This window comes from Streptomyces sp. NPDC017940 (genome assembly GCF_044328435.1).
Classification (GTDB): Bacteria; Actinomycetota; Actinomycetes; order Streptomycetales; family Streptomycetaceae; genus Streptomyces.
Map to the genome: position 1 here is coordinate 514,848 of NZ_JBIRHJ010000002.1, position 21,957 is coordinate 536,804.

Sequence of the window (21,957 nt, forward strand, 5' to 3'; positions counted from 1 at the left end):
GTGGGGTTTGCCCCCGATCCGCGTACGGAGCCCGCCCCATGCACAGTCGCCCCGACCACGGCCACGATCCCTTCGTACGGGTCCGGGGTGCCCGGGAGCACAATCTGCGCGGGGTCGACGTGGACGTTCCGCGTGACGTCCTCGCCGTGTTCACCGGGGTCTCCGGGTCAGGGAAGTCCTCGCTCGCCTTCGGGACGATCTACGCCGAGGCCCAGCGGCGCTACTTCGAGTCCGTCGCCCCGTACGCACGCCGCCTGATCCACCAGGTCGGCGCGCCGAAGGTCGGCGAGATCACGGGCCTGCCGCCTGCGGTCTCGCTCCAGCAGCGCCGCGCGGCGCCCACGTCCCGCAGCTCCGTGGGCACGGTCACCACGCTGTCCAACTCGCTGCGGATGCTGTTCTCCCGCGCGGGCGACTATCCGCCGGGCGCGGAACGGCTCGACTCCGACGCCTTCTCGCCCAACACCGCGGCCGGCGCCTGCCCCGGCTGCCACGGCCTCGGCCGGGTCCACCGCACGACCGAGGAACTCCTGGTCCCCGACCCCTCCCTGTCCATCCGCGAAGGCGCCGTCGCGGCCTGGCCGGGCGCCTGGCAGGGCAAGAACCTGCGGGACGTCCTCGACGCGCTCGGCCACGACGTGGACCGCCCGTGGCGCGAGCTGCCGCGGGCCGACCGCGAGTGGATCCTGTTCACCGACGAGCAGCCGGTCGTCACCGTCCACCCGGTGCGCGACGCGGGCCGTATCCAGCGCCCCTACCAGGGCACGTACATGAGCGCCCGGCGCTACGTCATGAAGACGTTCGCCGACTCCAAGTCCCCGGCGCTGCGTACGAAGGCGGAGCGCTTCCTGACCAGCGAGCCGTGCCCGGCGTGCGGCGGCAGCCGGCTGCGGCCCGAGGCGCTCGCCGTCACCTTCGCGGGCCGCACCGTCGCGGAGCTGTCCGCGCTGCCCCTCACCGACCTCGCGCGGTGCCTGCGGGAGGCGGCGGGGTCCGGCAGGGGAGCGGCGGGCGCGCAGCCGGCGGAGGTGCTGACCGACGACCTGCTCGCCCGCATCGCCACGATCACCGAGCTGGGCCTCGGCTATCTCGCACCCGACCGCGCGACCCCCACCCTGTCCGCGGGCGAGCTGCAACGCCTGCGCCTGGCCACGCAGCTGCGTTCGGGGCTCTTCGGCGTCGTCTACGTCCTCGACGAGCCGTCGGCGGGACTGCACCCCGCCGACACGGAGGCCCTGCTGACCGTCCTCGACCGGCTCAAGGCCGCGGGCAACTCGGTGTTCGTGGTCGAGCACCACCTCGACGTGATGCGGCACGCGGACTGGCTGGTGGACGTGGGCCCCCGGGCGGGCGAGCACGGCGGCCGGGTGCTGCACAGCGGCCCGGTGGCCGGTCTGGAGGCGGTGGCCGAGTCGGCGACGGCACGCTTCCTGTTCGACCGGACGCCTGTGACGCCTCGACAGGTGCGGACGCCGCGGGGCCGGCTGAAGGTGGGGCCGGTGTCGCGGCACAACCTGCGGGACGTGACCGCGGAGTTCCCGCTCGGCGCGTTCACGGCGGTGACCGGCGTCTCCGGGTCGGGCAAGTCCACGCTGATCGGCGAGCTCACGGAGGACCTCGCGGGTGTGGACCGGCTCGTGTGCGTGGACCAGAAGCCGATCGGCCGCACCCCGCGTTCCAACCTCGCCACGTACACCGGACTCTTCGACGTCGTCCGCAAGGTCTTCGCCGGCACGGACGAGGCGCGGGCGCGCGGCTACGGCGTGGGCCGCTTCTCCTTCAACGTGGCGGGCGGCCGCTGCGAGACCTGCCAGGGCGAGGGGTTCGTGAGCGTCGAGCTGCTCTTCCTGCCGAGCACCTACGCCCCCTGCCCGGACTGCGGGGGCGCCCGCTACAACCCCGAGACCCTCCAGGTCACCCACCGCGGGCTCACCGTCGCGGACGTCCTGGACCTGACCGTCGAAGCCGCCGCGGCCTTCTTCGCCGACACCCCGGCGGTGCTGCGCAGCCTGCGCACGCTCCTCGATGTGGGGCTCGGCTATCTGCGGCTCGGGCAGCCCGCGACGGAGCTGTCCGGCGGGGAGGCGCAGCGGATCAAGCTGGCCGGCGAGTTGCAGCGGGTGCGCCGCGGGCGCACCCTCTACCTCCTCGACGAGCCCACCGCCGGGCTGCACCCCGCAGACGTGGAGGTCCTTGTGGGCCGGTTGCACGAGCTGGTGGACGCGGGGCACTCCGTGGTGGTCGTCGAGCACGACATGTCCGTGGTGGCGGGCGCGGACTGGGTGATCGACCTCGGTCCTGGCGGCGGCACGGAGGGCGGGCGCGTGGTCGCCGCCGGGACGCCCGCGGAGGTGGCCGCGGCGGTGAACAGCCGGACGGCGCCCTATCTGGCACGGGCGACGTCTCCTCGTGCACGACCCTCAGGGCATGGCCGCTGATGCCTCGTACCGCCAGCTCGGGACCTCGGGACCTCGGGCCGGAGGGTCGGCGTCCGGAAGGGGGCGCCGACAGCCGTCGGTGTCAGCGCCGTGCCTTGCGCGTGGCCCGCAGCCACTCCTTGTTCATGGCCGCGATCGACGGCAGCGGGATGCCCTTGGGGCAGGCGGTGGCGCACTCGCCGGTGAGGGTGCAGCCGCCGAAGCCCTCCGCGTCCATCTGCGCGACCATGTCGAGGACCCGGGTCTCGCGTTCGGGGGCGCCCTGCGGCAGGACGTTGAGGTGGTTGACCTTCGCCGAGGTGAAGAGCATCGCCGAGCCGTTGGGGCAGGCCGCGACGCAGGCGCCGCAGCCGATGCACTCGGCGTGCTCGAAGGCGAAGTCCGCGTCCGGCTTCGGCACGGGAGTGGCGTGCGCCTCGGGTGCGGAACCCGTGGGGGCGCTGATGTAGCCGCCGGACTGGATGACGCGGTCGAAGGCGGAGCGGTCGACGACCAGGTCCTTGACGACCGGGAACGCGGCCGCCCGCCACGGCTCGATGTCGATGGTGTCGCCGTCCGCGAAGGACCGCATGTGTAGCTGACAGGTGGTGGTGCGCTCGGGCCCGTGCGCGTCGCCGTTGATGACGAGCGAACAGGCACCGCAGATGCCCTCGCGGCAGTCGTGGTCGAAGGCGACCGGATCCTCGCCCTTGACGATCAGCTCTTCGTTGAGGGTGTCGAGCATCTCCAGGAAGGACATGTCGGCCGAGATGCCGTCCACCTCGTACGTGGACATCGCGCCGTCGGTGTCGGCGTTCCGCTGGCGCCAGACGCGCAGGGTGAGCTTCATGCGTAGCTCCGCTGAGTGGGGTGGACGTACTCGAAGACGAGGTCTTCCTTGTGCAGGACGGGTGCGGTGCCGGTGCCGGAGAACTCCCAGGCCGCCGCGTACGAGAACTCCTCGTCCCGGCGCTCGGCCTCGCCGTCCGGGGTCTGGGACTCCTCGCGGAAGTGGCCGCCGCAGGACTCGGCGCGGTGCAGCGCGTCGAGGCACATCAGCTCGGCGAGCTCCAGGTAGTCGACGATGCGGTTGGCCTTCTCCAGGGACTGGTTGAACTCCTCGCCGGTGCCGGGGACCTTGATGCGGCGCCAGAACTCGTCCCGGATCTGCGGGATGCGCTCCAGGGCCTTGCGCAGCCCGCTGTCGGTGCGCGCCATGCCGCAGAACTCCCACATCAGCTCGCCGAGTTCGCGGTGGAAGGAGTCGGGGGTGCGGTCGCCGTCGACGGCGAGCAGCAGGTTCAGGCGGTCCTCGGTCTCGGCGAGGACCTCGCGGACCACCGGGTGCTCGTCGTCGACCTCGTCCTGGTGCGGGTGGCGGGCGAGGTAGTCGTTGATGGTGGACGGCAGCACGAAGTAGCCGTCCGCGAGGCCCTGCATCAGGGCGGAGGCGCCGAGCCGGTTCGCGCCGTGGTCGGAGAAGTTCGCCTCGCCGATCGCGAACAGGCCCGGGACGGTGGTCTGGAGGTCGTAGTCGACCCACAGTCCGCCCATCGTGTAGTGCACGGCGGGGTAGATCCGCATCGGGACCTCGTAGGGGTTCTCCGCGGTGATCCGCTCGTACATGTCGAAGAGGTTGCCGTACTTCTCCTCGACCGCCGCCCGGCCCATGCGCCGGATCGCGTCCGCGAAGTCCAGGTACACGCCCTGGCCGCCGGGGCCCACTCCCCTGCCCTCGTCGCACACGTTCTTGGCCGCGCGCGAGGCGATGTCGCGGGGCACGAGGTTGCCGAAGGAGGGGTAGACGCGCTCCAGGTAGTAGTCGCGCTCGTCCTCGGGGATCTCGTTCGCCGGGCGGGTGTCGCCCTTGGCCTTCGGCACCCAGATGCGGCCGTCGTTGCGCAGCGACTCGCTCATCAGGGTGAGCTTGGACTGGTGGTCGCCGGTGCGCGGGATGCAGGTGGGGTGGATCTGGGTGAAGCAGGGGTTCGCGAAGTACGCACCGCGGCGGTGGGCCCGCCAGACGGCTGTCGCGTTGGAGTTCATGGCGTTCGTCGACAGGTAGAAGACGTTGCCGTAGCCGCCGGTGGCAAGGACGACGGCGTCCGCGAAGTAGGTGTCGATCCTGCCGGTGACGAGGTCGCGGGCGACGATGCCGCGGGCCCGCCCGTCGACGACGATCACGTCGAGCATCTCGGTGCGCGCGTGCAGCTCCACGTTCCCCGCGGCGATCTCCTTCGACAGGGCCTGGTAGGCGCCGAGGAGCAGCTGCTGGCCGGTCTGGCCGCGGGCGTAGAAGGTGCGGGAGACCTGGACGCCGCCGAAGGACCGGGTGTCGAGGAGCCCGCCGTACTCGCGGGCGAACGGCACGCCCTGGGCCACGCACTGGTCGATGATGTTGACGGAGATCTGCGCCAGGCGGTGCACGTTGGACTCGCGGGCGCGGAAGTCGCCGCCCTTGACGGTGTCGTAGAACAGGCGGTGCACGGAGTCGCCGTCGTTGCGGTAGTTCTTCGCGGCGTTGATGCCGCCCTGCGCGGCGATGGAGTGCGCGCGGCGCGGCGAGTCCTGGTAGCAGAACTGCACGACGCGGTAGCCCTGTTCGGCGAGCGTCGCGCCCGCGGAGCCGCCCGCGAGCCCGGTGCCGACGACGATGACGGTGTGCTTGCGGCGGTTGGCGGGGTTGACCAGCTTGGCCTCGAAGCGCCGGGTGTCCCAGCGCTCGGCGACGGGGCCCGGCGGCGCCTTGCTGTCGAGGACCGGTGCGCCGCTGGTGTAGGCGGCGTACTCGGCGTATGCGGCGTTCACGGGATACGCGGCACTCTGGGCATTCTCGGCGCTCTCGGCGCTCTCGGCGCTCCCGACGTTCCCGGCGCTCTCTGCGGATGGATTCATAGGTCAGCTCACCACTCCGGTCATGACACCGACGGGTACGGAGACGAAGCCCGCGGTCAGCAGCAGCGCGAGGCCGTTGGCACAGGTCTTCAGGACGCGGTCGCGGGTCGCGCTGCCCACGCCGAGGGTCTGGGCGGCACTCCAGAAGCCGTGCCGCACATGGAGGCCGAGGGCACAGACGGCCACGATGTAGACGACGTTGCCGTACCAGGTGGAGAAGGTGTCGACGACGTTCTGGTACGGGTGCAGATGCTCGTAGCCGCCCGGGTGCGCGGTGCCCGTCGTCAGGTCCAGGATGTGCCAGACGATGAACAGGCCGAGGATGACCCCGCCCCACCGCATGGTGCGGGTGGCGTAGCTCGCGCGCGGCTTCCTGTGCACGTACTTGCTCGGGCGCGCCGCGATGTCACGGCGGCTGAGCTGGTACGCGGACACGGCGTGCGCGACGACGGCGACGACCAGGCCGAAGCGGACGACCCACAGGGTCCACTCCCAGCGCATGACGGGACCGCCGAGGGTGCGCAGCCAGTGCGCGTAGTGGTTGAAGTCCCCGGGCCCGAAGAAGATCTTCAGGTTCCCCACCATGTGGGCGACCAGATAGAGCAGCATGATCAGGCCGCTCACCGCCATCACGGTCTTCTTGCCGACGGTGGAGTCCCACACCGTGCGCGGAAGGGACGGCCGTCGGTCCGTCCGCGTTGCCAGAGCCATGTCATGCACGCTACGGCCGAAGGCCCCGATCAGTCCAAGAGATGGATCTGCTCATCTGCATAGGCAGAGCCTATGGAGGCGTATCGTGGGGCGCATGCAGTTCCAGCAGCTCCTCTACTTCGTCGCCGTCGCCGAGACCCGGCACTTCACGCGCGCCGCCGAGCAGGTGCACGTCTCACAGCCGTCGCTCTCGCAGCAGGTGCGGGCGCTGGAGAGCGAGCTGGGCGCCGAGCTGTTCAGCCGGGCGCGCGGCAACATCGCCCTCACCGACGCGGGCGAGGCGCTGCTTCCGCTGGCACGCCGCATCCTCGCCGACGCCGACACGGCCCGGATCGAGGTGCAGGAGCTGGTGCAGCTGCGCCGGGGCCGGGTGCGGCTCGGGGCGACGCCGAGCGTGTGCACGGGTCTGCTGCCGCAGGTCCTGCGCGACTTCCACGACCGGCACCCGGGCATCCAGCTCCTGATCGAGGAGGGCGGCAGCCACGACCTGGTACGCCAGCTCGCGCGCGGCGCCCTGGACCTGGCCCTGGTGGTGCTTCCGCTGCCGACGGCCTCGCCCGCCCTGACGACGGTGGAGCTGCTCCGCGAGGACCTGGTGGTGGTGTCCGCGCCGGACGCGCAGGGCCTCGGCGCGTCCGCGCGCGTCGCCGACCTGCGGGGTGAGCGCCTCGTGATGTTCCGGCACGGGTACGACCTGCGGGAGCTGACGGTCGCCGCCTGCCGCGCGGAGGGCTTCGAGCCCGAGTTCGCCGTCGAGGGCGGCGAGATGGACGCCGTCCTCGGTTTCGTCCGCGCGGGTCTTGGCGTCGCCGTCGTCCCCCGCATGGTCGCCGAGCGCGCGGGCAGCGACCTGCGCATGACTCCCCTGTCCCGCCCCCGGCTGCGGCGCACCATCGCGCTGGCCCACCGCAGCGACGTCGCGCCACCGCGGGCGGCGCGCGAGTTGCAGCGGATGCTGCTGTCGCGTTGAACGACCGGGGCATTGAACGACCGGGGCGTTGAACGACCGGGGGCGCGAACCGTCGCACGCGCTCCGTGAAAGTACCCTGTGCGCCGGGTATTTCACGCCATCCCGAGGGTCCCGCAAGCCGTGCGCCCGGCTCTAACCTGACTCTCCTTGAGCGGGAGGGAGCGCCCCATGGCAGCGGCTCAGGGCGGGGGCACGGCGGCGGGCGGCGCGGCGACGGGCGGCGCGGCGGCGGGCGGATCCAGGGCGGGCCGAGCGGCGGCAGGCAGAGCGGCGGGCCGGGCGACGGCCGTGGTGCTGCTGTGCGCGGTCGTCGTGGGGTGTGCGGTGTGGGCGTCGGACGAGTGGGGCGACACCGCTCAGCGCCAGGTCGCCGGGCAGTTCGCGGAACGCGCGCACGCCGGGCTCAGGCCCCTGAAACCCACCAGCCCCTCGGCCCTTCCCGTGCCCACGGCGGACGACAGGCCGGGCAAGGGCAGCAGCGGTGAGATCGTGGTGCGCGTCAGCCGCGCCAAGGGCGCCGACTGGCGGGTCACGGCACAGTACCGGCTGCTGCTGCGCGAGTCGGACCCGCTCGCGGCCCGGCTCAGGGCCGGGCCGGACACCTTCGGCGGCGTCTCCGGCGTCATGCCCGGCGGTTACGCCACCGCCCTCGCGGCACGGCGCAACGCCACGGACCGGACCTACCCCGAGCGCGGCACCGTCAGCCAGACGTCCGCCCGGGGCACCGTGACGGTCACGGCCGAGCACAGCACCACGTTCAAGGACCTCCAGCCGGGGACCCAGTTCGCCTACCGTTTCGGCACCCTGGTCACGGACGCCGAGGCCAAGCCCGTGCCTCGCCCGCCGGGACGCTGGCACTGGCGCATGGACGTACCCGACGGCTGGGGCTTCAGCGTCAGCGGACGGCCGACCCTGCAAACGGCGAGAACGGTGCGGTACACACTGCCGGAGCAGCCCGCGCAGATGACGGTCATCGCCGAGCTCGTCGCGCCCCGCACCGCGCAGAAGGGCGAGCGCCGCCCCGTGTGGCAGGTCCGTCCGGGCAGCAGCCAGGAGGCCCTGCTGTCGCTGCTCGCCCTGGCCGCCGTCACCGTGGGCGCGCTGTCCGCCTTCCTCACCGCGCCCGGCGGCTCGGCCGCGAGCCCCCGGCGGACCCGCGCCGCCGTCGCGCTCACCGTCACGGCGCTGCTCGGCGCCGTCGCCGCGCTGCTCGTGCACTCCTACTCGAGCAAGTGGCGGGTCCTGTTCTGGCTCTGGGGGGCCGTCAGCTACCCGCACAACGCACTCGTCCCCAACACCCTGCCCCTGGAGTCCCGTACCCAGGGCACGCTCCTGGGTACGGTCCTGTTCGTCCTGCCGGTGCTCGCGGTCACCGTCACGCTGCGGCTGCGCGCAGGTCGCCTCCCGCACCGCGCCGAGCTGTGCCTCGTCGCCGCCCCCGCACCGGCCCTCGTCCTGCTGGCCTGGCTCATGGGCGGCGGCCACTGGACCCGGGCGGTGCTGACCTGCCTGGTGACCGCGTCGGCCGCCGCCTGCGCCGTGTACGCGGCGCTGCGGTGGCGGCTGTGCGGGTCCGCCGCGCGGCCCTGGGCCGCGCCGCTCGCCGTGGCGGCCTGGACGGCGGTAGCGGCGGTCGTGGTGCTCCAGGTCCTGCCGTGGCAGTTCCAGCTGTCGCCCGACGACGGAACCCTCAGCCTCACCGACCGCGATGTGGGCGTCTCCTGGCCCCTGGCCTTCCTCCTTCCCGTGCCCTGGGTGACGGCGCTGCTCCTGCTGGCCTGCCCGCTGCTGCCACCGGCGATCCGTCCCGCCTGGAAGGGGCGCCTCGCCCTCGGCGCGGTGCTCGTCACCGCCCTGCTGCCGTGGTGGACGTCGCTGCGCAGGCCGGGCCGCCCGGCCACCAGTGACCTCTTCGCCCAGCTCGCGGGGCAGTGGCCCGGCGACGACTTCATCTACGGCGTGCGCACCATAGCCCCGGCCGTGCAGGTGATGTGGTGCGCCGCCGTCGTCGTGCTGCTCGCCCACCTCTACGCGGGCGGCACCGAGCGTGGCCGCTGGGGCCCCGGCGTCCGCCGCGACTGCGTCACGCTGCTCCTGTTCGCGGCGTCCGCCACCGTCATCGGCTCACCCGACAGCTGGCTGCCGTACTGGACCACGGCCGCCGCGCTGCTCACCGCCTGGGCGGGCGCGCACCTGCTGCTTCCCCCCGCCCGCGCGGCCCACGCCACACGCCTGCACGCGCTGTCCGGCGCCGCCCACGCCAGGCTGCTCAACTCCCTGGCCCGCGCGCTGCTCTTCGCCGAGGGCAGGCACCGCTTCCTCACCTCGTCCCGCTCCACCCTCGCCGACACCTCGCTGGCCGCCGACAGCTGGGAGGAGACCTGGCAGAGCCTGCGGCAGCCCACCGCGGCGGACGCGGCCCGCGAGACGGCGCGGCTCAAGGCCGTCGCGCTCGGCGGCTCGGCGGGCCGTACCGCCTGGTGCAACGGCGTCACCGCGGCCGCGGTCACCGCGTTGCTCACCCTGCCGTGGACGGCGTGGACGCTGTGGCAGGCCGACGGCTACAGCGGGGTGCCCGAGGCGGTGACCGTCGCGGGCGCGCCGACCTGCGTCTGGCTCGCGCACGGCTTCGCCTACGGCTATCTGTATCCGTGGCTGCGGGGCGCCACCCCGGTGGCCAAGGCGGGCTGGCTGTGGGCGGTGATGTCGGCGGTGCAGGTCCTGCTGCTCGTACCGCGACTGCGCGTGCCGCAGGGTCCGATCGCGCTCTCGGTGTTCCTGCTGCTCGCCCAGAGCACCGTCCTTGCCCTCGGCCTCGCCCTGTACTGGGAGATCCGCCTGGTGCGCAGGGCGGACCTGCTGTGGGGCCACATCCGCAACTTCCGCCGCCTGTCCTCGCTGGCCACCCCGCTCAGCGCGGTACTGGTCGCGACCATGGCAGCCGTGGCCACGGTCCTGGCCACGACCTGGGCGAACAACGTCACGTCCCCGGTGGAGACCCCGAGCCCGTCCCCGTCGACGACATCGGCCCCGGAACGCCCTTAGGGACCCTCAGGGAAGCGCCCCGAAGGGGCGCGGGGAACGGCGCGCCAAGCCCCCACAACCCCGCAGCCGCGCCACGAACCCGGGCGGCACCCCGAGGTGAACCAGCCCAAGGCGCCCCCGCCAGCTACCGCGCGTCGGCGAGCGCCAGCTCGTGCAACCGGTCGGGCGGCCCCGGCCGCGCGTAGTACCAGCCCTGAGCGGTGTCGCACCCCAGCTCCCGCAGCTGGTCGGCCTGCGCGCCGGTCTCCACGCCCTCGACCGTGACGGCCAGGTCGAGGCTGTGCGCGAGGGACACGATGCCTTCGATGATCTTCAGGTCGACCGGGTCGGCGGGGAAGTGCTGCATGCCCTGGGTGAAGGCGCGGTCGAGCTTGAGGACGCTGACCGGCAGGCGGCGCAGGTTGGCGAGGTTGGAGTAGCCGGTGCCGAAGTCGTCGAGCGCGATGTCGACGCCCATCTCGGCGAGCCTGCGCAGCGGCTTGAGCAGGTCGTCGTCGGCGCCGATGAGCGCGGACTCGGTGACCTCCAGGCACAGCGAGGCCGGCGCGAGGCCCGCGCGCTCCAGGATCTCCACGGTGTCGGAGACCAGGCCGGGGTGGGTGAGCTGGCACGGCGACAGGTTCACGTTGACGCGCAGCGGGCCCGCGGCCTGCGCCGCCCCGGTGCGCGCCTCCCAGGCACGCGCCTGCCGCACCGACTGCTCCAGGACCCAGCGGCCGAGCGGCACGATGAGCCCGGTGTGCTCGGCGAGCGGGATGAAGCGGTCCGGACTGATGACGCCGTGCTGCGGGTGCAGCCACCGTACGAGGGCCTCGGCGCCGCGGACGCTGCCGTCCCCGAGGTGCACGAGGGGCTGGTACTCGATGAAGAACTCGCCGCGCTCCAGGGCCACCGGCAGTGCCGTGGTGAGCCCGTGCCGGGTGATGGTGCGGGCGTCGGCCTCCGGGTCGGCCAGCTCGTAGCGGTTGCCGCCCGCGTGCTTGGCGCGGTACATCGTGATGTCGGCGCTGCGCAGCACCTCCGCGGCGCCGCGGTCGGCCGCGGGTCCCTCGACGATGCCGATGGAGCCGCGCACGGTCAGCTCGCGGCCCTCGACGCGGATCGGAGCGGCGAGGGCGTTCATGATGCGGCCCGCGAGGTCGTCGACCTCGCTCGCGGTGTCGGGGCCCGTGGTCAGCGCCACGAACTCGTCGCCGCCGAGCCGCGCCACCATCTCCCCCGGCGCGGTCGCGCAGGCCTGCAACCGGTCCGCGACCTCCACCAGGAGCCGGTCGCCCGCCGCGTGCCCGAGGCTGTCGTTGACGGTCTTGAAGCCGTCGAGGTCGAGGTAGCAGAGCCCGAACCGGGCGCCCTCACCGGCCGCGAGGGCCTTCTCCAGGCGCTCGAAGAACAGCGTCCTGTTGGGCAGTCCGGTGAGGGCGTCGTGGGTGGCCTCGTAGCGCAGGCGCAGGTTCAGGAGCCGGCGCTCGGTGGTGTCCTCCATCAGCGCCAGCTGGTACTGCGGCGCCCCGTCGGCGTCCCGCAGCAGGGACACCGTCAGATTGGTCCACAGGACGGTGCCGTCGGGGCGGTAGAAGGCCTTCTCCACGCGGTAGTGCTCGCGGTCGCCGCGCACCAGCTCCTCGTACAGCCTCCACACGTGCGGGGAGTCGTCGGGGTGCGTCCACTCGGCGACGTTGCGCCCGCGCAGGTGGTGCTCCAGGCCGCCGAACATGCGGATCAGCGCGTCGTTGGCCTCCAGGACCGTGCCGTCGAGGTCGGCGATGGCGATGCCGACGGCGGCGCCGTGGAACACCGCGCGGAACCGCGCCTCGCTGGCGTGCAGGGCCTCCGCCACGGTGCCGCGCGCCTCCAGGGCGGCCCGGGCGATGGCCTCCTGCTCGACCAGGGTCCGCTCGCGCAGTGCGCGGGCGAACCCGGCCGCGACGGCGTGCTGGATCCGGGAGCAGCGCGCCCGCAGCTCCTCGCGTTCACCGCTGCCGGCGTCCGCGCCGCAGTAGAGGACGAGGTAGGCGTCGACGACGTCGAGCGTGCGGCTCAGCGCCTCCGGCTCGGTGCAGTGCGCGGCGACCAGGGACTCGCCCACGGCCTCGCTCCCCGCGGCGGCGAACACCCGCTCGTCGAGGGCTTCGCGCAGCCGCCGGGCGAGGGGCAGCAGCAGACGCTCGAAGTCGGGGCGGGTGATCGAGGTCGCGGTCACCGGGAACAGCGCACGGCTCCAGATCGTGGCGAACCTGCGCAGTCTGTCCTCCGGCCCGTCCGGCTCCGCGCTCAACGCTTGCGTCCCACGCCGGCGAACCCGGAGAAGGACCACGGGTCCTCGTCCGCGAGCTCCGTGTCGGCCCGCCAGTGCGGCATCGGCACGAGGCCGGGTTCCACCATGTCGTATCCCTCGAAGAACCGCGCGATCTCGGCACGCGATCGCATGATCAATGGATTGCGGATGTCCTTGTATACGCCGACGGTCCCGCCGGCCTGTTCCTGCGGAACCGGTATCCCTTCGTACGAGGCGTGTGTCACGGCGATCAGGCTGCCGGGCGCCGACGCGTCCCGCAGTTCGGCGACCGCCGCGTAGGGATCGTACGCGTCCTCGACGAAGTGGAGTATGGCCACCAGGAGAAGCGCGACCGGCCGGTCGAGGTCCAGCTGGTCCCGCACCTCGGAACTGCCCAGGATGTCGCGGGGTTTGCGCAGATCCGCGTAGAGGGCCGCGGCCTGGTCATTGTCTTCGAGAACCGCACGGCTGTGCGCCACGGCGACCGGATCGTGGTCGACGTACACGACGCGCGCGTCCTCGTCGGCCCGCTGGGCGACTTCGTGCACATTTCCGAATGTAGGGATTCCCGAGCCGATGTCGAGGAACTGGGTGATGCCCTCGTCGACGGCGAAACGCACAGCTCGGCGCATGAAGGCACGATTCGCCTGCACGATCTTGGGCAGTCCCGGCATGAACTCCATCGCCCGGCGCGCGGCCTCCCGGTCCACCTCGAAGTTGTGGGAGCCGCCCAGGTAGTGGTCGTGCATCCGGGCCACGCTCGGCATCGTGGTGTCGATGCCCGGCGGGGCCCAGGCGGGACGCTCCATCAACACTCCAAGGATTCGGGCAAAGGTCGTAGTCGAGGCGAGCCGGTGTTCGAGGGTGAGGCTACTGATCGTCGGCCAACGGAGCGAGTCGAACCGGAAATTGGCCGTCCGTTCTCGGTCACTGCCGTTGGCACGTGCTGTCCACACACCGAAGAACCGGTCCATTCCCTCCCTTTGGTGCGGAAGGAACGGACCGGCCGACGAGGGTGGGGCGATGCCCGGGGGCGGGCTACTCGGTGGCGCCCACCGCCCTGCCGTTCGGCGCCGCGGCGTACCAGGTGCCGCCGACGCCCTGACCGTTGGTGTCGCCGGGCTTCTTGTCACCCGCGAACGTGTACAGCGGCCAGCAGTCGATCGTCTGCTGCTCGATGCCGTCGGGCCGGTCGAAGGTGACGAAGCCCTTCTTCAGGATGCCCTCGGTCGCGTCCTTCTCCACGGGTTCGACGACCGGCCACTTCTTCAGGCAGGCGCCGGTGCACGCCGACTTCATGGGCCAGGCGGAGTCCTTGGTGAAGCGGTAGACCGTCATGCCGTTCCTGTCGACGACGATCTCGCCGAGCTTCGGGTCGTTGCGGGTGGAGAGCCCGGCCGGATCGGCGGGCCGGGCGGCGTCGTCCCCGGCGTCCCCGGCATCGTCCCCGGCGTCCCCGCCGCCCCCGGCGCCCGGTGCGGCCTTCTTGCCGTCGGGCGCCGCCGCGTACCAGGTGCCGCCCACGCCCTGGCCCTTGGCGTCGCCGGGCTTCTTGTCCTTGGCGAAGCGGTACATCGGCCAGCCGTCGATGGTCAGCTGCTCGGTGCCGTCGGAGCGGGTGACCTCGCCGAGCAGCGACTTGTCGACGCCGGGGGCGGCCTCGGCGCCCTTGGCCGCGACGACGGGCCAGGCGGTCTCGCAGGCGCCGTCGCAGGTGGACTTGGGCGGCTGGGCGGTGTCCTTGTCGAACCGGTAGAGCGTGCGGCCCGCGCTGTCGGTGACGACCTTGCCGAGCCTCTCGCTGTCCCACACCGCAAGGCGCCCGGCGGACTTGGCCTTGCCCGCGCCCTCATCGCTCCCCGAGTCCGAGCCGTAGCCGTCGCCCGATCCGTAGCCGTCGCCCGCGCCCGCCCCGTCCTCGACCGGCGCCTCGTTGCCCACGTTCTGCCCCTTGGGGGACTGCTCGCCCTTGTCCTGACCGCACGCCGTCGTCAGCGCCAGCAGGGCCGCAGCCGCCGCTACGAGCGAGGCGCTCCGCCGGGCCCGGAGGGAACCCCCTGATACATGCCGCATCTCTTACTCCTGCTGTCGCTCAGCTGTGGTGACGCCACGTGCGTCACGGTGACGCCCGCTGCGTCACGCATGGCCCTAGGTACGAGAGGAAACCGGCGCGGCGTTCAACGCGCTCAAGAAAAAAATTCCTCGGGGCGTACGGGTGTGAGTGCGGCCGGGCGCGCTCCGCGGGGTGGCGAACTCCTGTCCGACCGCACCCCCCTTCGAGCGATCGTGCGCCTCCTCGCGCCCGCGCGGGCGGCGTACGCCTCATGATCTGCTCGTGCCCGGATCCTCCCGGGGCCGTACGGCCCCCGTCACCCGTGCCCTCGCGCTGCTCACCGTGGCCTGGCTCGTCGGCGCACCGGCGGGCGCCGCGGCGGCGCCCGCCGACGCCTGCGCGTACGCGTCGGGCGGAACCGCGACGGCCGCCGCCGGCAGCGGTGTGCGGTGCACGCCGCCCCCGACACCCCCGCCGAAGCCGACGCCGAAACCCCCCAAGCCCACGCCCCCCAAACCCCCCAAGCCCACACCGCCCAAACCCCCGGAGCCCACGCCTCCCAAGCCTCCCGAGCCCACTCCCCCGCCCGAGCCGACGCCACCCCCGAAGCCGCCCCCGCCCCCCGAGCCCACCCCGCCACGCACCTCCGCGCCCCCGCCCGCGCAGACGGCCCCCGCACCTCCCGCACCGCGTCCACCTCGCGTCACGCCCCCGCCTCCGCCCCCTCCCGCACCCGTCGCACCTTTGCCCCCGCCACCACCCGCCCCCGCCCCCGAGCCCCCGAGGGTCACCCCGCCGCCCGAGCCCGTGGCCTACCCCGCGCACCGCCCGTCCCCGCACAAGCGGCCGCCCCGCAACGGCTCCTCACTCGTGACCCTCACCCTGCTCATCACCGCGCCCGCGGTGCTCGCCGTCGCCGCGCTGCGACCGCGCTGACCGCCGGAGGACCCCCATGTCGGAATGGCTTGTTCTCACCCTCGCGATGCTCGCCGTGTGCGGCATCGTCCTCACCGTCGTGGTGCTCCAGCGCCGACGAACCGCCCCGGATGTGGACGCTTCGGAAACACCGGACGTGATGGAGTACATGACGATGATGATCGGCGTGGTCTACGCCATCGTCCTCGGACTCGCCATCGCCGGTGTGTGGGAGGCCCGCAGCGCGGCCCAGGATCATGTGCGTGCCGAGGCCCAGGCCCTGCACGAGATCCACGAGCGGGTCCGGGTGTACCCCGTCGAGGCCCGGGACCGCATTCGCGACGACGTAACGGCGTATGTCGGCCATGTCGTGAACACCGAGTGGGACGCCATGGTCGAACGGCAGACAGTGACGGACCGCGGTGACGAACTGCTCGCGAAGCTGCGTCACGACGTCACCGACTACGAACCGGCGAACGACTTCCAGGCCCAGGCCTACCAGCCGCTGCTCGACCAGATCACACTCGCCGACGAGGCCCGCGGCAACCGCGGCGACAGCGTGGAGGCCACCATGCCGGGGGTGGTCTGGTTCGGGCTGATCACCGGCGGGCTCGTCACCGTGGGCCTGATCTTCCCGCTCCAGATCCGCCGCACCGCCCGCGAACTGCTCCTGGCGGGCCTCTTCTCCTCCCTGATCGCCTTCCTGCTCTTCCTCATCTGGGACTTCGACGCCCCCTACAGCCGCGGCATCGCGGCCACGGCAGAGCCGTTCGAGACGCTGTTCCCGGGAATCGGCGACTAGGGCCGCGGAAGCGGCGGCCCTGCCGGAGCGGGCAGCGGGTCCTGCCGGGGAAGGCGGGTCGGCAGGACCTGTCCGAGGGGGCCACCGGCGCGGGGGAAGTTCCGGTGGCCCTGCCGCCGGACGCCCCCGTTGTCCCCCGTGTTCCCCCGCGGCCCTTGGACGGACCCCATCCGTGCGGCATATGCGACATCAAACCCCTTTCCCCGGCCGCGCGGGGAGTGTGTGCGGGGCGCCAGTAGGTGCGCGGGGAACACACGGCGTGTGAGCCGCACCCGTCCCCCGGCCGCGGAGCGCACCGTCGGTGCCCGCCCCCGGCCGCGCCGTCCGTACCCGTCCCCCGGCCGCGGACGCACCCCCCTCTGCCCCGTCCCGCCGCCCGTGCGGCACGCCACGCCGTCACCTTCGCCCGTCCGGCCCAGCCCTGTGACCCGTTCGCACGACACCGATCGCGGGGCGCCCCGGCCCTGCCTAGCGTTCGGGACATCGAGGTGCATCACCGGCGCAAGCGGAAGAAGGTCCGCGGCTGCTCCTCGGGGACCCGGAGGAATGTTCATGCACGCGATACGCGTCGCTTCGGCCGCTCTGCTCACCGCCACCGCCCTGGCCCTGACCTCGCCCCCCGCGTCGGCGGCCCGCGCCGGCGAGGAGAACGTCACCTCGTTCGGCTTCCGCGTCACCCCCGCCGCGATCGCCGCGGGCGGCCGGGTCACGCTCAGCGTCGAGGGCTGCGAGCACAACGCCAAGGTGACGTCCGGCATCTTCGACGACGTCACGATCCCCAAGGGCCAGGCGTCGGCCACCGCGAAGGTGTTCTGGGACGCCAAGCCCGGCGCTATGTACGAGGTCACGTTCGCCTGCGGCCAGGAGTCCGGCACGACCGACCTGACCATCGTCGGCGGCGGCTCGAGCAACAACCCCACCCACCAGCCCTCCCCGCGCCACACCCGGGGCGTCAAGGCCGGTGTCGGCGGCAGCTCCGACGGTTTCGACGCCCAGCAGCTCGCGGTCGGGGGCGCCCTCGTCGCGGGCGTCATCGGCACGGCGTACGTCTGGACCCGCCGCAGGACCGGCCGCCACGGCTCCTGACGTCCCGGCGTCCCGGCCCGGCGCGGAAGGGGTCGCACCGGGCAGGGAGGCCGCGGGGCCGTCAGACCTTGCTCTCGGACCGGCGGCGCATCCAGAAGACCCCACCGCCGACGACCGCGACGGTCACCAGGGCCCCGCCGATCGCCATGTCGGTCCGGGTCGCACCGGACGTGGTGCCGCCGCCGACACCGCCGCGGACCCCGCCGTGGATGACGGTGAAGGCGTGCGGCCTGGTCAGGGGCTTGCCGCTGCAATTGGCCGTGATGTCGTACGCACCCGGGTGGGCGTTGTGGTTGATCTTCACGGTCGCACTCGCGGTGGTGCCGCCCGTGATGGGCTTGAGGTGCGTGCGCGGGAACGCCGGTGACTCGACATAGCTGCCGGCCGCGTGGCAGGAGCTGCCGTCGACGGTGACCGTGAGATGACCGCCCCTGGCGATGACGCTGGGCATGGCGACGATGTTGCTGGGTTCCGCCCAGGCCGCGGCCGACGGCGCGCCGAACCCGACCAGGGCCCCGGCGGCCACGACGGCCGCGAGTGCACGAGAGTTGCGCATGGGTCTCTTCCTCCGCGGAAAGCGTCCCGGGGACACCATTTCCCCGGTCGATCGGCGAGAACGCCTCCCAGTCAGACCCTCGGGCGCGGTGCGTGGGGCCGCATTTCGGGAATCGGCCGTACTGGTGAGAAGACACGCCGAAGGGCGTCCGCGCAGGTCGATATTGCCGCAGGTCACGGACCGTCAGAAATTTCCTGCGGGCCCGAACTCGGATGGCGCACGCCGCCGGTGCGGGCCACCCGTTCGCTCCCGCCCTTTCGCACGCGGGGCGCGCTGCGCATAGCGTTTTTCGTACGCGCAATGGACGTGGCCGCACAAGTCGCGTCGAGAGGGGATAGAGCATGTCTTCGTCCCAGCCGTCGGAAGAGTTCGAAGAGGAGGAGAGGCAGCGCAGACGGGCGCCGTGGGGCGTCATGGCGCTTGTGCTGCTGACCGGGCTCGCACTGATCCGCAATGGCTCCGGAGAGTTCGACGTGGGCCCGCCGCAGCCCGCGTCGGCCGCGGCCGCGGACCGGGCCCCCACCAGGAAGGGCGCCCCCGCGCCGCTGGCGTTCTCGCCCGCGGACCGCATCCGCATCGAGCCGATCCGGGTGGACGCCCCCGTGATCGCGGTCGGCCTCGACTCGGAGGGCTGGGTGGACGCGCCGCCGCCGGACGACTCCAATCTCGCGGGCTGGTTCACGGGCGCGGTGTCGCCCGGCGAGCGGGGCACGTCGGTCGTCGTCGGCCATGTGGACAATCAGCAGGGGCCCGCCGTCTTCTACGGCCTCGGCTCGCTCGAGAAGAAGCAGCGCATCGAGATCGAACGCAAGGACCGGCGCACCGCGGTCTTCGAGATCTACGGCATCGAGGTGTTCGCGAAGAACAAATTCCCCGGCGACCGGGTGTACAGGAACGGCGCGACTCCGGAACTGCGGGTCATCACGTGCGGTGGCGGCTTCTCCAAGCAGAACGGCTACGACGGGAACGTGGTCGTGTTCGCCCGTCTCGTGGACGTGCGCTGAGGCGTTCCCCGAGGCGGCTCCCGGTGCGGCGCGCGGCGGCGTTCTCGCGCGCCGCGCGCCCGCTGTCACGGGCGCTACACCCGGTACCGGCTCGGCACCGTGAGCCGGTAGCCCTCGTCGAGGAGCTCTGGCAGATAGCGGCGCAGCGCCCGTACGCTCTGCGAGCGGTTGCCGCCCGCGTCGTGCGAGAGCACCACGACTCCGGGCCCCGCGCCCCGGAGCACCCGCCGCACGATGGTGCCGGTGCCGGGTGAGCGCCAGTCCAGGGTGTCCACGGTCCAGGCGAGCGGTTCCATGCCGAGGTCCGCGCCGATCTCGAAGGCCGCGCGGTTCCAGGCGCCGTACGGGGCACGGAACCACACCGGCGGCGTGCCCGCCACGGCCTCGACGACCTCGCAGGTGCGCTCCATCTGGCGGCGGATCCCGGCGCGGGTGAGGCGGGTCAGCAGCGGGTGGCTCCAGGTGTGGTTGCCGATCACATGTCCGTCGGCGGCCATCTCGCGCAGCAGGTCGGGGTGGGACGCCGCCATCTCGCCGCACACGAAGAACATCGCGCGGGTGTCGTGGCGCCGCAGGATCCGCAGGATGTCCTTGGTGTACCGCGGGTCGGGGCCGTCGTCGAAGCTCAGGACCATGGAGCGGACGCGGCCCGGGACGCGCAGGATCGGCGCCCTGCGCACCGGCGGGCGGGCCGGGGCGCCGCGGTGGGGGCCGTACCCCGCCATGGGCTGCAACCGGTAGGGGGCGCGCCCGGGGGCCTTCGGCGCGCCGCCCGCCTGCGGTCCGGCCGCGGATCCGGTGCCGGACTCGGCGCCGGTGCCCGCGGGGGCGCGCGGGCCGGGGGGCTCCGCGGTGTCCGCGGTCAGGAACCGGGCCGTGGTGGCGACGCCGAGCACGGCTGCCCAGCCGAGCAGGGCCCGGCGTCCCGGAGGCATCTGATCGTTTTTCATGAATAATCCGTGGCACGGCCGAGGCCCGCGGCGTCCTCGCGACACCGGCGCGGCAGGCGATTGCACCCGATGGGACCAGCGGTCCGCGGAGGGGCGCCCCGCCCCCGGGGCCTGCGATGTGCGCCCCCCGGGCCTTGTGGAGGGTGGGGGCTGGGCTAGCCTCGGGGGGTGACGGAAGACGCCCCTCAACAGTCCCACCAGTTCGAACGCGGCACCGACGGTCCGAAAGTGATCGTCGCCGGGGTCGACGGCTCGGACTCGTCGCTGCGTGCCGCGGCCTACGCCGGTGGCCTGGCCAGACGACAGCGCGCGCTGCTCGCCGTCGTCTACGTCCAGCCGGTGGTGGCCGCGGGCGCCGCCCTCGGCGCGCCGATCGCGGACACCACCGAGGAGATCGCGGAGAACCTGATCGCCGAGATCCGCGACGCGACCGAGCGCGTGAAGGGCATATTCGACGTGCGCTGGGAGTTCCACACCTTCCGCGGCGACCCCTACAACGGCCTGGTCACCGCCGCCGACGAACTCAAGGCGGACGCCGTCGTGGTCGGCGCGTCGGAGCAGGCGGGGCACCGCATCGTCGGCTCGGTGGCGGTGCGTCTGGTGAAGGCGGGCCGCTGGCCGGTCACCGTGGTGCCGTAGGACGGGCTCCTTCCCGGGCGCCGCAGAGCCGACCGGGCGAACCCCTTCGCCGGTGCCACCGTGCCCCCGCGCGTACTGCGTGGTGTCTTCCGTGCCGCGAGTCGCTGAGCCATCATGATCCGCCATCAGCCGACCGCCGTCAGCGAAGAGGTGAGGCTCATGGCCGGACCACGGACGGGGCAGGGAATCCTGCGCCGCAAGCCCATCGACCACATCGAGGACACCGAGGCGGGCGGCGGGCCCGCGCGGCTCACCCGCACCCTCGGCCTGTGGCAGCTCACCGCGATCGGCGTGGGCGGCATCATCGGCGCCGGGATCTTCACCCTCGCGGGCACCGTCGCGAACGAGAAGGCAGGGCCTGCCGTTCTTCTCTCGTTCCTGATCGCGGGCGTGGCGAGCGCCGCCGCCGCGTTCTCGTACGCGGAGTTCGCCGGTCTGATCCCGAAGGCGGGTTCGGCGTACACCTACGGCTACGCGGTGCTCGGTGAGATCGCGGGCTGGTTGATCGGCTGGGACCTGCTCCTGGAGTACACGGCGATCGTGGCGGTGGTCGCGATCGGCATCTCCGGGTACTTCAACTTCCTCCTGAACGAGATGGGCACGGAGCTGCCGGCGTGGATGCTGGGCGCGCCGGGCACCGGCGACGGCCACAGGGTGGACCTGTTCGCGGCGGTCCTGTGCCTGTTCATCGCCTATCTGCTGACCCTCGGCATCAAGAACGCGGTGCGTTTCGAGATGGTCGTCGTGATCCTGAAGGTCCTGGTGGTGCTGCTCGTCATCGGCGTCGGCTTCTTCCACGTCAGGACGGGCAACTACGAGCCGTTCTTCCCGTTCGGGCTCAGCGGCGCCTTCACGGGGGCGGCCACCGTGTTCTTCGCGGTGTTCGGGTACGACGCCATGTCGACCGCGGCCGAGGAGTCCAAGGACGCCCAGCGGCACATGCCGAAGGCGATCATGTACTCGCTGGCCGTCTCCATGGTTCTGTACGTGCTCGCGTGCCTGGTCCTGACGGGCATGCAGGACTACAAGGACATCGACCCCGAGAGCGGCTTCTCCTCGGCGTTCAAGGCGGCGGGCCTCGGCGGGCTCGCCGACGTCATCGCGGTCGGCGCGATCATCGGCATCCTCACGGTGATGTTCACGTTCATGCTGGGCTGCACGCGCGTGTGGTTCGCGATGAGCCGCGACGGACTGCTGCCGAAGTGGTTCGCGAAGACGCACCCCACGCGGCACGTGCCGACGCGCGTGACGTGGATCGTCGGGTTCGCGTCGGCCGCGATCGCCGGCTTCCTGCCGATCGGTGAGGCGGCCGAGCTCACCAACATCGGCATCCTGCTCGCGTTCGTCGTGGTGTGCGTGGCGGTGATCGTGCTGCGCTACAAGCGGCCCGACCTGCCGCGTACGTTCCGCTGCCCCGGCATGCCGGTGGTGCCCGCGCTCGGGGTCGTCTTCTCCCTCTGGCTCATCACGTTCCTGGAGTGGCAGACCTGGGTGCGGTTCGGGGTGTGGTTCGCCCTCGGCCTCGTCGTGTACTTCGCGTACTCCTACCGCAGGTCGGAGATGGCGAAGGCGGAGCGGCGACCCGGCTCCTAGGCGGGCGCCCGCCGCATTCCGCCACCGGGCCGTCCCCGTCCCGGTG

At 72.7% G+C, this 21,957-nt stretch carries 17 protein-coding genes; 9 read left to right on the forward strand and 8 right to left on the reverse strand.

Going from position 1 to position 21,957, the window contains the following annotated elements; genetic code table 11:
* The first annotated feature begins 38 nt into the window (after window positions 1-38).
* Complete coding sequence (locus ACH4DX_RS07875; protein ID WP_398154432.1) at window positions 39-2,438, forward strand: ABC transporter; 2,400 nt, start codon at window positions 39-41, stop codon at window positions 2,436-2,438.
* 82 nt (window positions 2,439-2,520) lie between these two features.
* Here the strand turns inward: ACH4DX_RS07875 and ACH4DX_RS07880 are convergent, their stop codons facing one another.
* From ACH4DX_RS07880 to ACH4DX_RS07890, 3 genes are read right to left on the reverse strand one after another with little or no spacing between them, the layout of a single operon-like run.
* The gene (locus tag ACH4DX_RS07880) at window positions 2,521-3,267 is read right to left on the reverse strand and encodes a succinate dehydrogenase/fumarate reductase iron-sulfur subunit (RefSeq protein WP_398154433.1); all 747 of its coding nucleotides are present in this window, start codon (window positions 3,265-3,267) and stop codon (window positions 2,521-2,523) included.
* Window positions 3,264-5,312 (reverse strand): fumarate reductase/succinate dehydrogenase flavoprotein subunit, encoded by a 2,049-nt coding sequence (locus ACH4DX_RS07885; RefSeq protein WP_398154434.1) that lies wholly within the window; start codon window positions 5,310-5,312, stop codon window positions 3,264-3,266. The genes ACH4DX_RS07880 and ACH4DX_RS07885 overlap by 4 nt, the downstream gene beginning before the upstream one ends.
* Before the next feature lie 3 nt (window positions 5,313-5,315).
* Complete coding sequence (locus tag ACH4DX_RS07890) at window positions 5,316-6,023, reverse strand: succinate dehydrogenase (RefSeq protein WP_398114392.1); 708 nt, start codon at window positions 6,021-6,023, stop codon at window positions 5,316-5,318.
* A gap of 94 nt (window positions 6,024-6,117) precedes the next feature.
* On the opposite strand from ACH4DX_RS07890, the gene ACH4DX_RS07895 reads away from it, so the two are divergent.
* Together ACH4DX_RS07895 and ACH4DX_RS07900 are read left to right on the forward strand one after the other, a co-directional pair.
* On the forward strand, window positions 6,118-6,993 hold the full coding sequence (locus ACH4DX_RS07895) for a LysR family transcriptional regulator (protein WP_398114394.1): 876 nt from the start codon (window positions 6,118-6,120) through the stop codon (window positions 6,991-6,993).
* A 168-nt stretch (window positions 6,994-7,161) separates the two neighbouring features.
* Window positions 7,162-10,038 (forward strand): hypothetical protein, encoded by a 2,877-nt coding sequence (locus ACH4DX_RS07900; RefSeq protein ID WP_398154435.1) that lies wholly within the window; start codon window positions 7,162-7,164, stop codon window positions 10,036-10,038.
* Window positions 10,039-10,162: 124 nt separating this feature from the next.
* Here the strand turns inward: ACH4DX_RS07900 and ACH4DX_RS07905 are convergent, their stop codons facing one another.
* The 3 genes from ACH4DX_RS07905 to ACH4DX_RS07915 all read right to left on the reverse strand — a co-directional run bounded on the left by ACH4DX_RS07905 (window position 10,163) and on the right by ACH4DX_RS07915 (window position 14,386).
* On the reverse strand, window positions 10,163-12,313 hold the full coding sequence (locus tag ACH4DX_RS07905; protein ID WP_398154436.1) for a putative bifunctional diguanylate cyclase/phosphodiesterase: 2,151 nt from the start codon (window positions 12,311-12,313) through the stop codon (window positions 10,163-10,165).
* A complete protein-coding gene (locus ACH4DX_RS07910; RefSeq protein WP_398154437.1) occupies window positions 12,310-13,122 on the reverse strand; it encodes an SAM-dependent methyltransferase in 813 nt (270 codons plus the stop codon). Before ACH4DX_RS07910 ends, ACH4DX_RS07905 begins: the two co-directional genes overlap by 4 nt.
* Window positions 13,123-13,351: 229 nt before the next feature.
* Complete coding sequence (locus tag ACH4DX_RS07915; protein ID WP_398154438.1) at window positions 13,352-14,386, reverse strand: SCO0930 family lipoprotein; 1,035 nt, start codon at window positions 14,384-14,386, stop codon at window positions 13,352-13,354.
* Between the two features lie 262 nt (window positions 14,387-14,648).
* On the opposite strand from ACH4DX_RS07915, the gene ACH4DX_RS07920 reads away from it, so the two are divergent.
* The 3 genes from ACH4DX_RS07920 (at window position 14,649) to ACH4DX_RS07930 (ending at window position 17,169) form a co-directional block, all read left to right on the forward strand.
* A complete protein-coding gene (locus tag ACH4DX_RS07920; RefSeq protein ID WP_398154439.1) occupies window positions 14,649-15,302 on the forward strand; it encodes a hypothetical protein in 654 nt (217 codons plus the stop codon).
* A 16-nt stretch (window positions 15,303-15,318) separates the two neighbouring features.
* On the forward strand, window positions 15,319-16,083 hold the full coding sequence (locus ACH4DX_RS07925; protein WP_398114404.1) for a DUF4239 domain-containing protein: 765 nt from the start codon (window positions 15,319-15,321) through the stop codon (window positions 16,081-16,083).
* Between the two features lie 552 nt (window positions 16,084-16,635).
* Complete coding sequence (locus ACH4DX_RS07930) at window positions 16,636-17,169, forward strand: hypothetical protein (RefSeq protein ID WP_398154440.1); 534 nt, start codon at window positions 16,636-16,638, stop codon at window positions 17,167-17,169.
* Between the two features lie 61 nt (window positions 17,170-17,230).
* Here the strand turns inward: ACH4DX_RS07930 and ACH4DX_RS07935 are convergent, their stop codons facing one another.
* Window positions 17,231-17,725 (reverse strand): hypothetical protein, encoded by a 495-nt coding sequence (locus ACH4DX_RS07935; RefSeq protein WP_398114408.1) that lies wholly within the window; start codon window positions 17,723-17,725, stop codon window positions 17,231-17,233.
* 341 nt (window positions 17,726-18,066) lie between these two features.
* Here ACH4DX_RS07935 and ACH4DX_RS07940 point away from each other — a divergent pair, with 341 nt between their 5' ends.
* Window positions 18,067-18,729, forward strand: coding sequence for a class F sortase (locus ACH4DX_RS07940; RefSeq protein ID WP_398114410.1), 663 nt, complete (start codon window positions 18,067-18,069; stop codon window positions 18,727-18,729).
* Window positions 18,730-18,803: 74 nt separating this feature from the next.
* On the opposite strand, the gene ACH4DX_RS07945 is transcribed toward ACH4DX_RS07940, so the two are convergent.
* The gene (locus ACH4DX_RS07945) at window positions 18,804-19,679 is read right to left on the reverse strand and encodes a polysaccharide deacetylase family protein (RefSeq protein ID WP_398154441.1); all 876 of its coding nucleotides are present in this window, start codon (window positions 19,677-19,679) and stop codon (window positions 18,804-18,806) included.
* 168 nt (window positions 19,680-19,847) lie between these two features.
* Here ACH4DX_RS07945 and ACH4DX_RS07950 point away from each other — a divergent pair, with 168 nt between their 5' ends.
* Window positions 19,848-20,318 carry a universal stress protein gene (locus ACH4DX_RS07950; RefSeq protein ID WP_398114414.1) on the forward strand — a complete coding sequence of 157 codons (471 nt, stop codon included), beginning with the start codon at window positions 19,848-19,850 and terminating at the stop codon, window positions 20,316-20,318.
* 159 nt (window positions 20,319-20,477) lie between these two features.
* Window positions 20,478-21,911 carry an amino acid permease gene (locus tag ACH4DX_RS07955; RefSeq protein WP_398154442.1) on the forward strand — a complete coding sequence of 478 codons (1,434 nt, stop codon included), beginning with the start codon at window positions 20,478-20,480 and terminating at the stop codon, window positions 21,909-21,911.
* Window positions 21,912-21,957 lie beyond the last annotated feature (46 nt).

Excerpts from the sequence above, each read along its gene's own strand:
- ACH4DX_RS07875 (WP_398154432.1), top strand. The coding sequence starts at position 39 with ATGCACAGTCGCCCCGACCACGGCCACGATCCCTTCGTACGGGTCCGG.
- ACH4DX_RS07880 (WP_398154433.1), bottom strand. The coding sequence starts at position 3,267 with ATGAAGCTCACCCTGCGCGTCTGGCGCCAGCGGAACGCCGACACCGAC.
- ACH4DX_RS07885 (WP_398154434.1), bottom strand. The coding sequence starts at position 5,312 with ATGAATCCATCCGCAGAGAGCGCCGGGAACGTCGGGAGCGCCGAGAGC.
- ACH4DX_RS07890 (WP_398114392.1), bottom strand. The coding sequence starts at position 6,023 with ATGGCTCTGGCAACGCGGACGGACCGACGGCCGTCCCTTCCGCGCACG.
- ACH4DX_RS07895 (WP_398114394.1), top strand. The coding sequence starts at position 6,118 with ATGCAGTTCCAGCAGCTCCTCTACTTCGTCGCCGTCGCCGAGACCCGG.
- ACH4DX_RS07900 (WP_398154435.1), top strand. The coding sequence starts at position 7,162 with ATGGCAGCGGCTCAGGGCGGGGGCACGGCGGCGGGCGGCGCGGCGACG.
- ACH4DX_RS07910 (WP_398154437.1), bottom strand. The coding sequence starts at position 13,122 with ATGGAGCGTCCCGCCTGGGCCCCGCCGGGCATCGACACCACGATGCCG.
- ACH4DX_RS07915 (WP_398154438.1), bottom strand. The coding sequence starts at position 14,386 with ATGCGGCATGTATCAGGGGGTTCCCTCCGGGCCCGGCGGAGCGCCTCG.
- ACH4DX_RS07925 (WP_398114404.1), top strand. The coding sequence starts at position 15,319 with ATGTCGGAATGGCTTGTTCTCACCCTCGCGATGCTCGCCGTGTGCGGC.
- ACH4DX_RS07930 (WP_398154440.1), top strand. The coding sequence starts at position 16,636 with ATGCACGCGATACGCGTCGCTTCGGCCGCTCTGCTCACCGCCACCGCC.
- ACH4DX_RS07935 (WP_398114408.1), bottom strand. The coding sequence starts at position 17,725 with ATGCGCAACTCTCGTGCACTCGCGGCCGTCGTGGCCGCCGGGGCCCTG.
- ACH4DX_RS07940 (WP_398114410.1), top strand. The coding sequence starts at position 18,067 with ATGTCTTCGTCCCAGCCGTCGGAAGAGTTCGAAGAGGAGGAGAGGCAG.
- ACH4DX_RS07945 (WP_398154441.1), bottom strand. The coding sequence starts at position 19,679 with ATGAAAAACGATCAGATGCCTCCGGGACGCCGGGCCCTGCTCGGCTGG.
- ACH4DX_RS07955 (WP_398154442.1), top strand. The coding sequence starts at position 20,478 with ATGGCCGGACCACGGACGGGGCAGGGAATCCTGCGCCGCAAGCCCATC.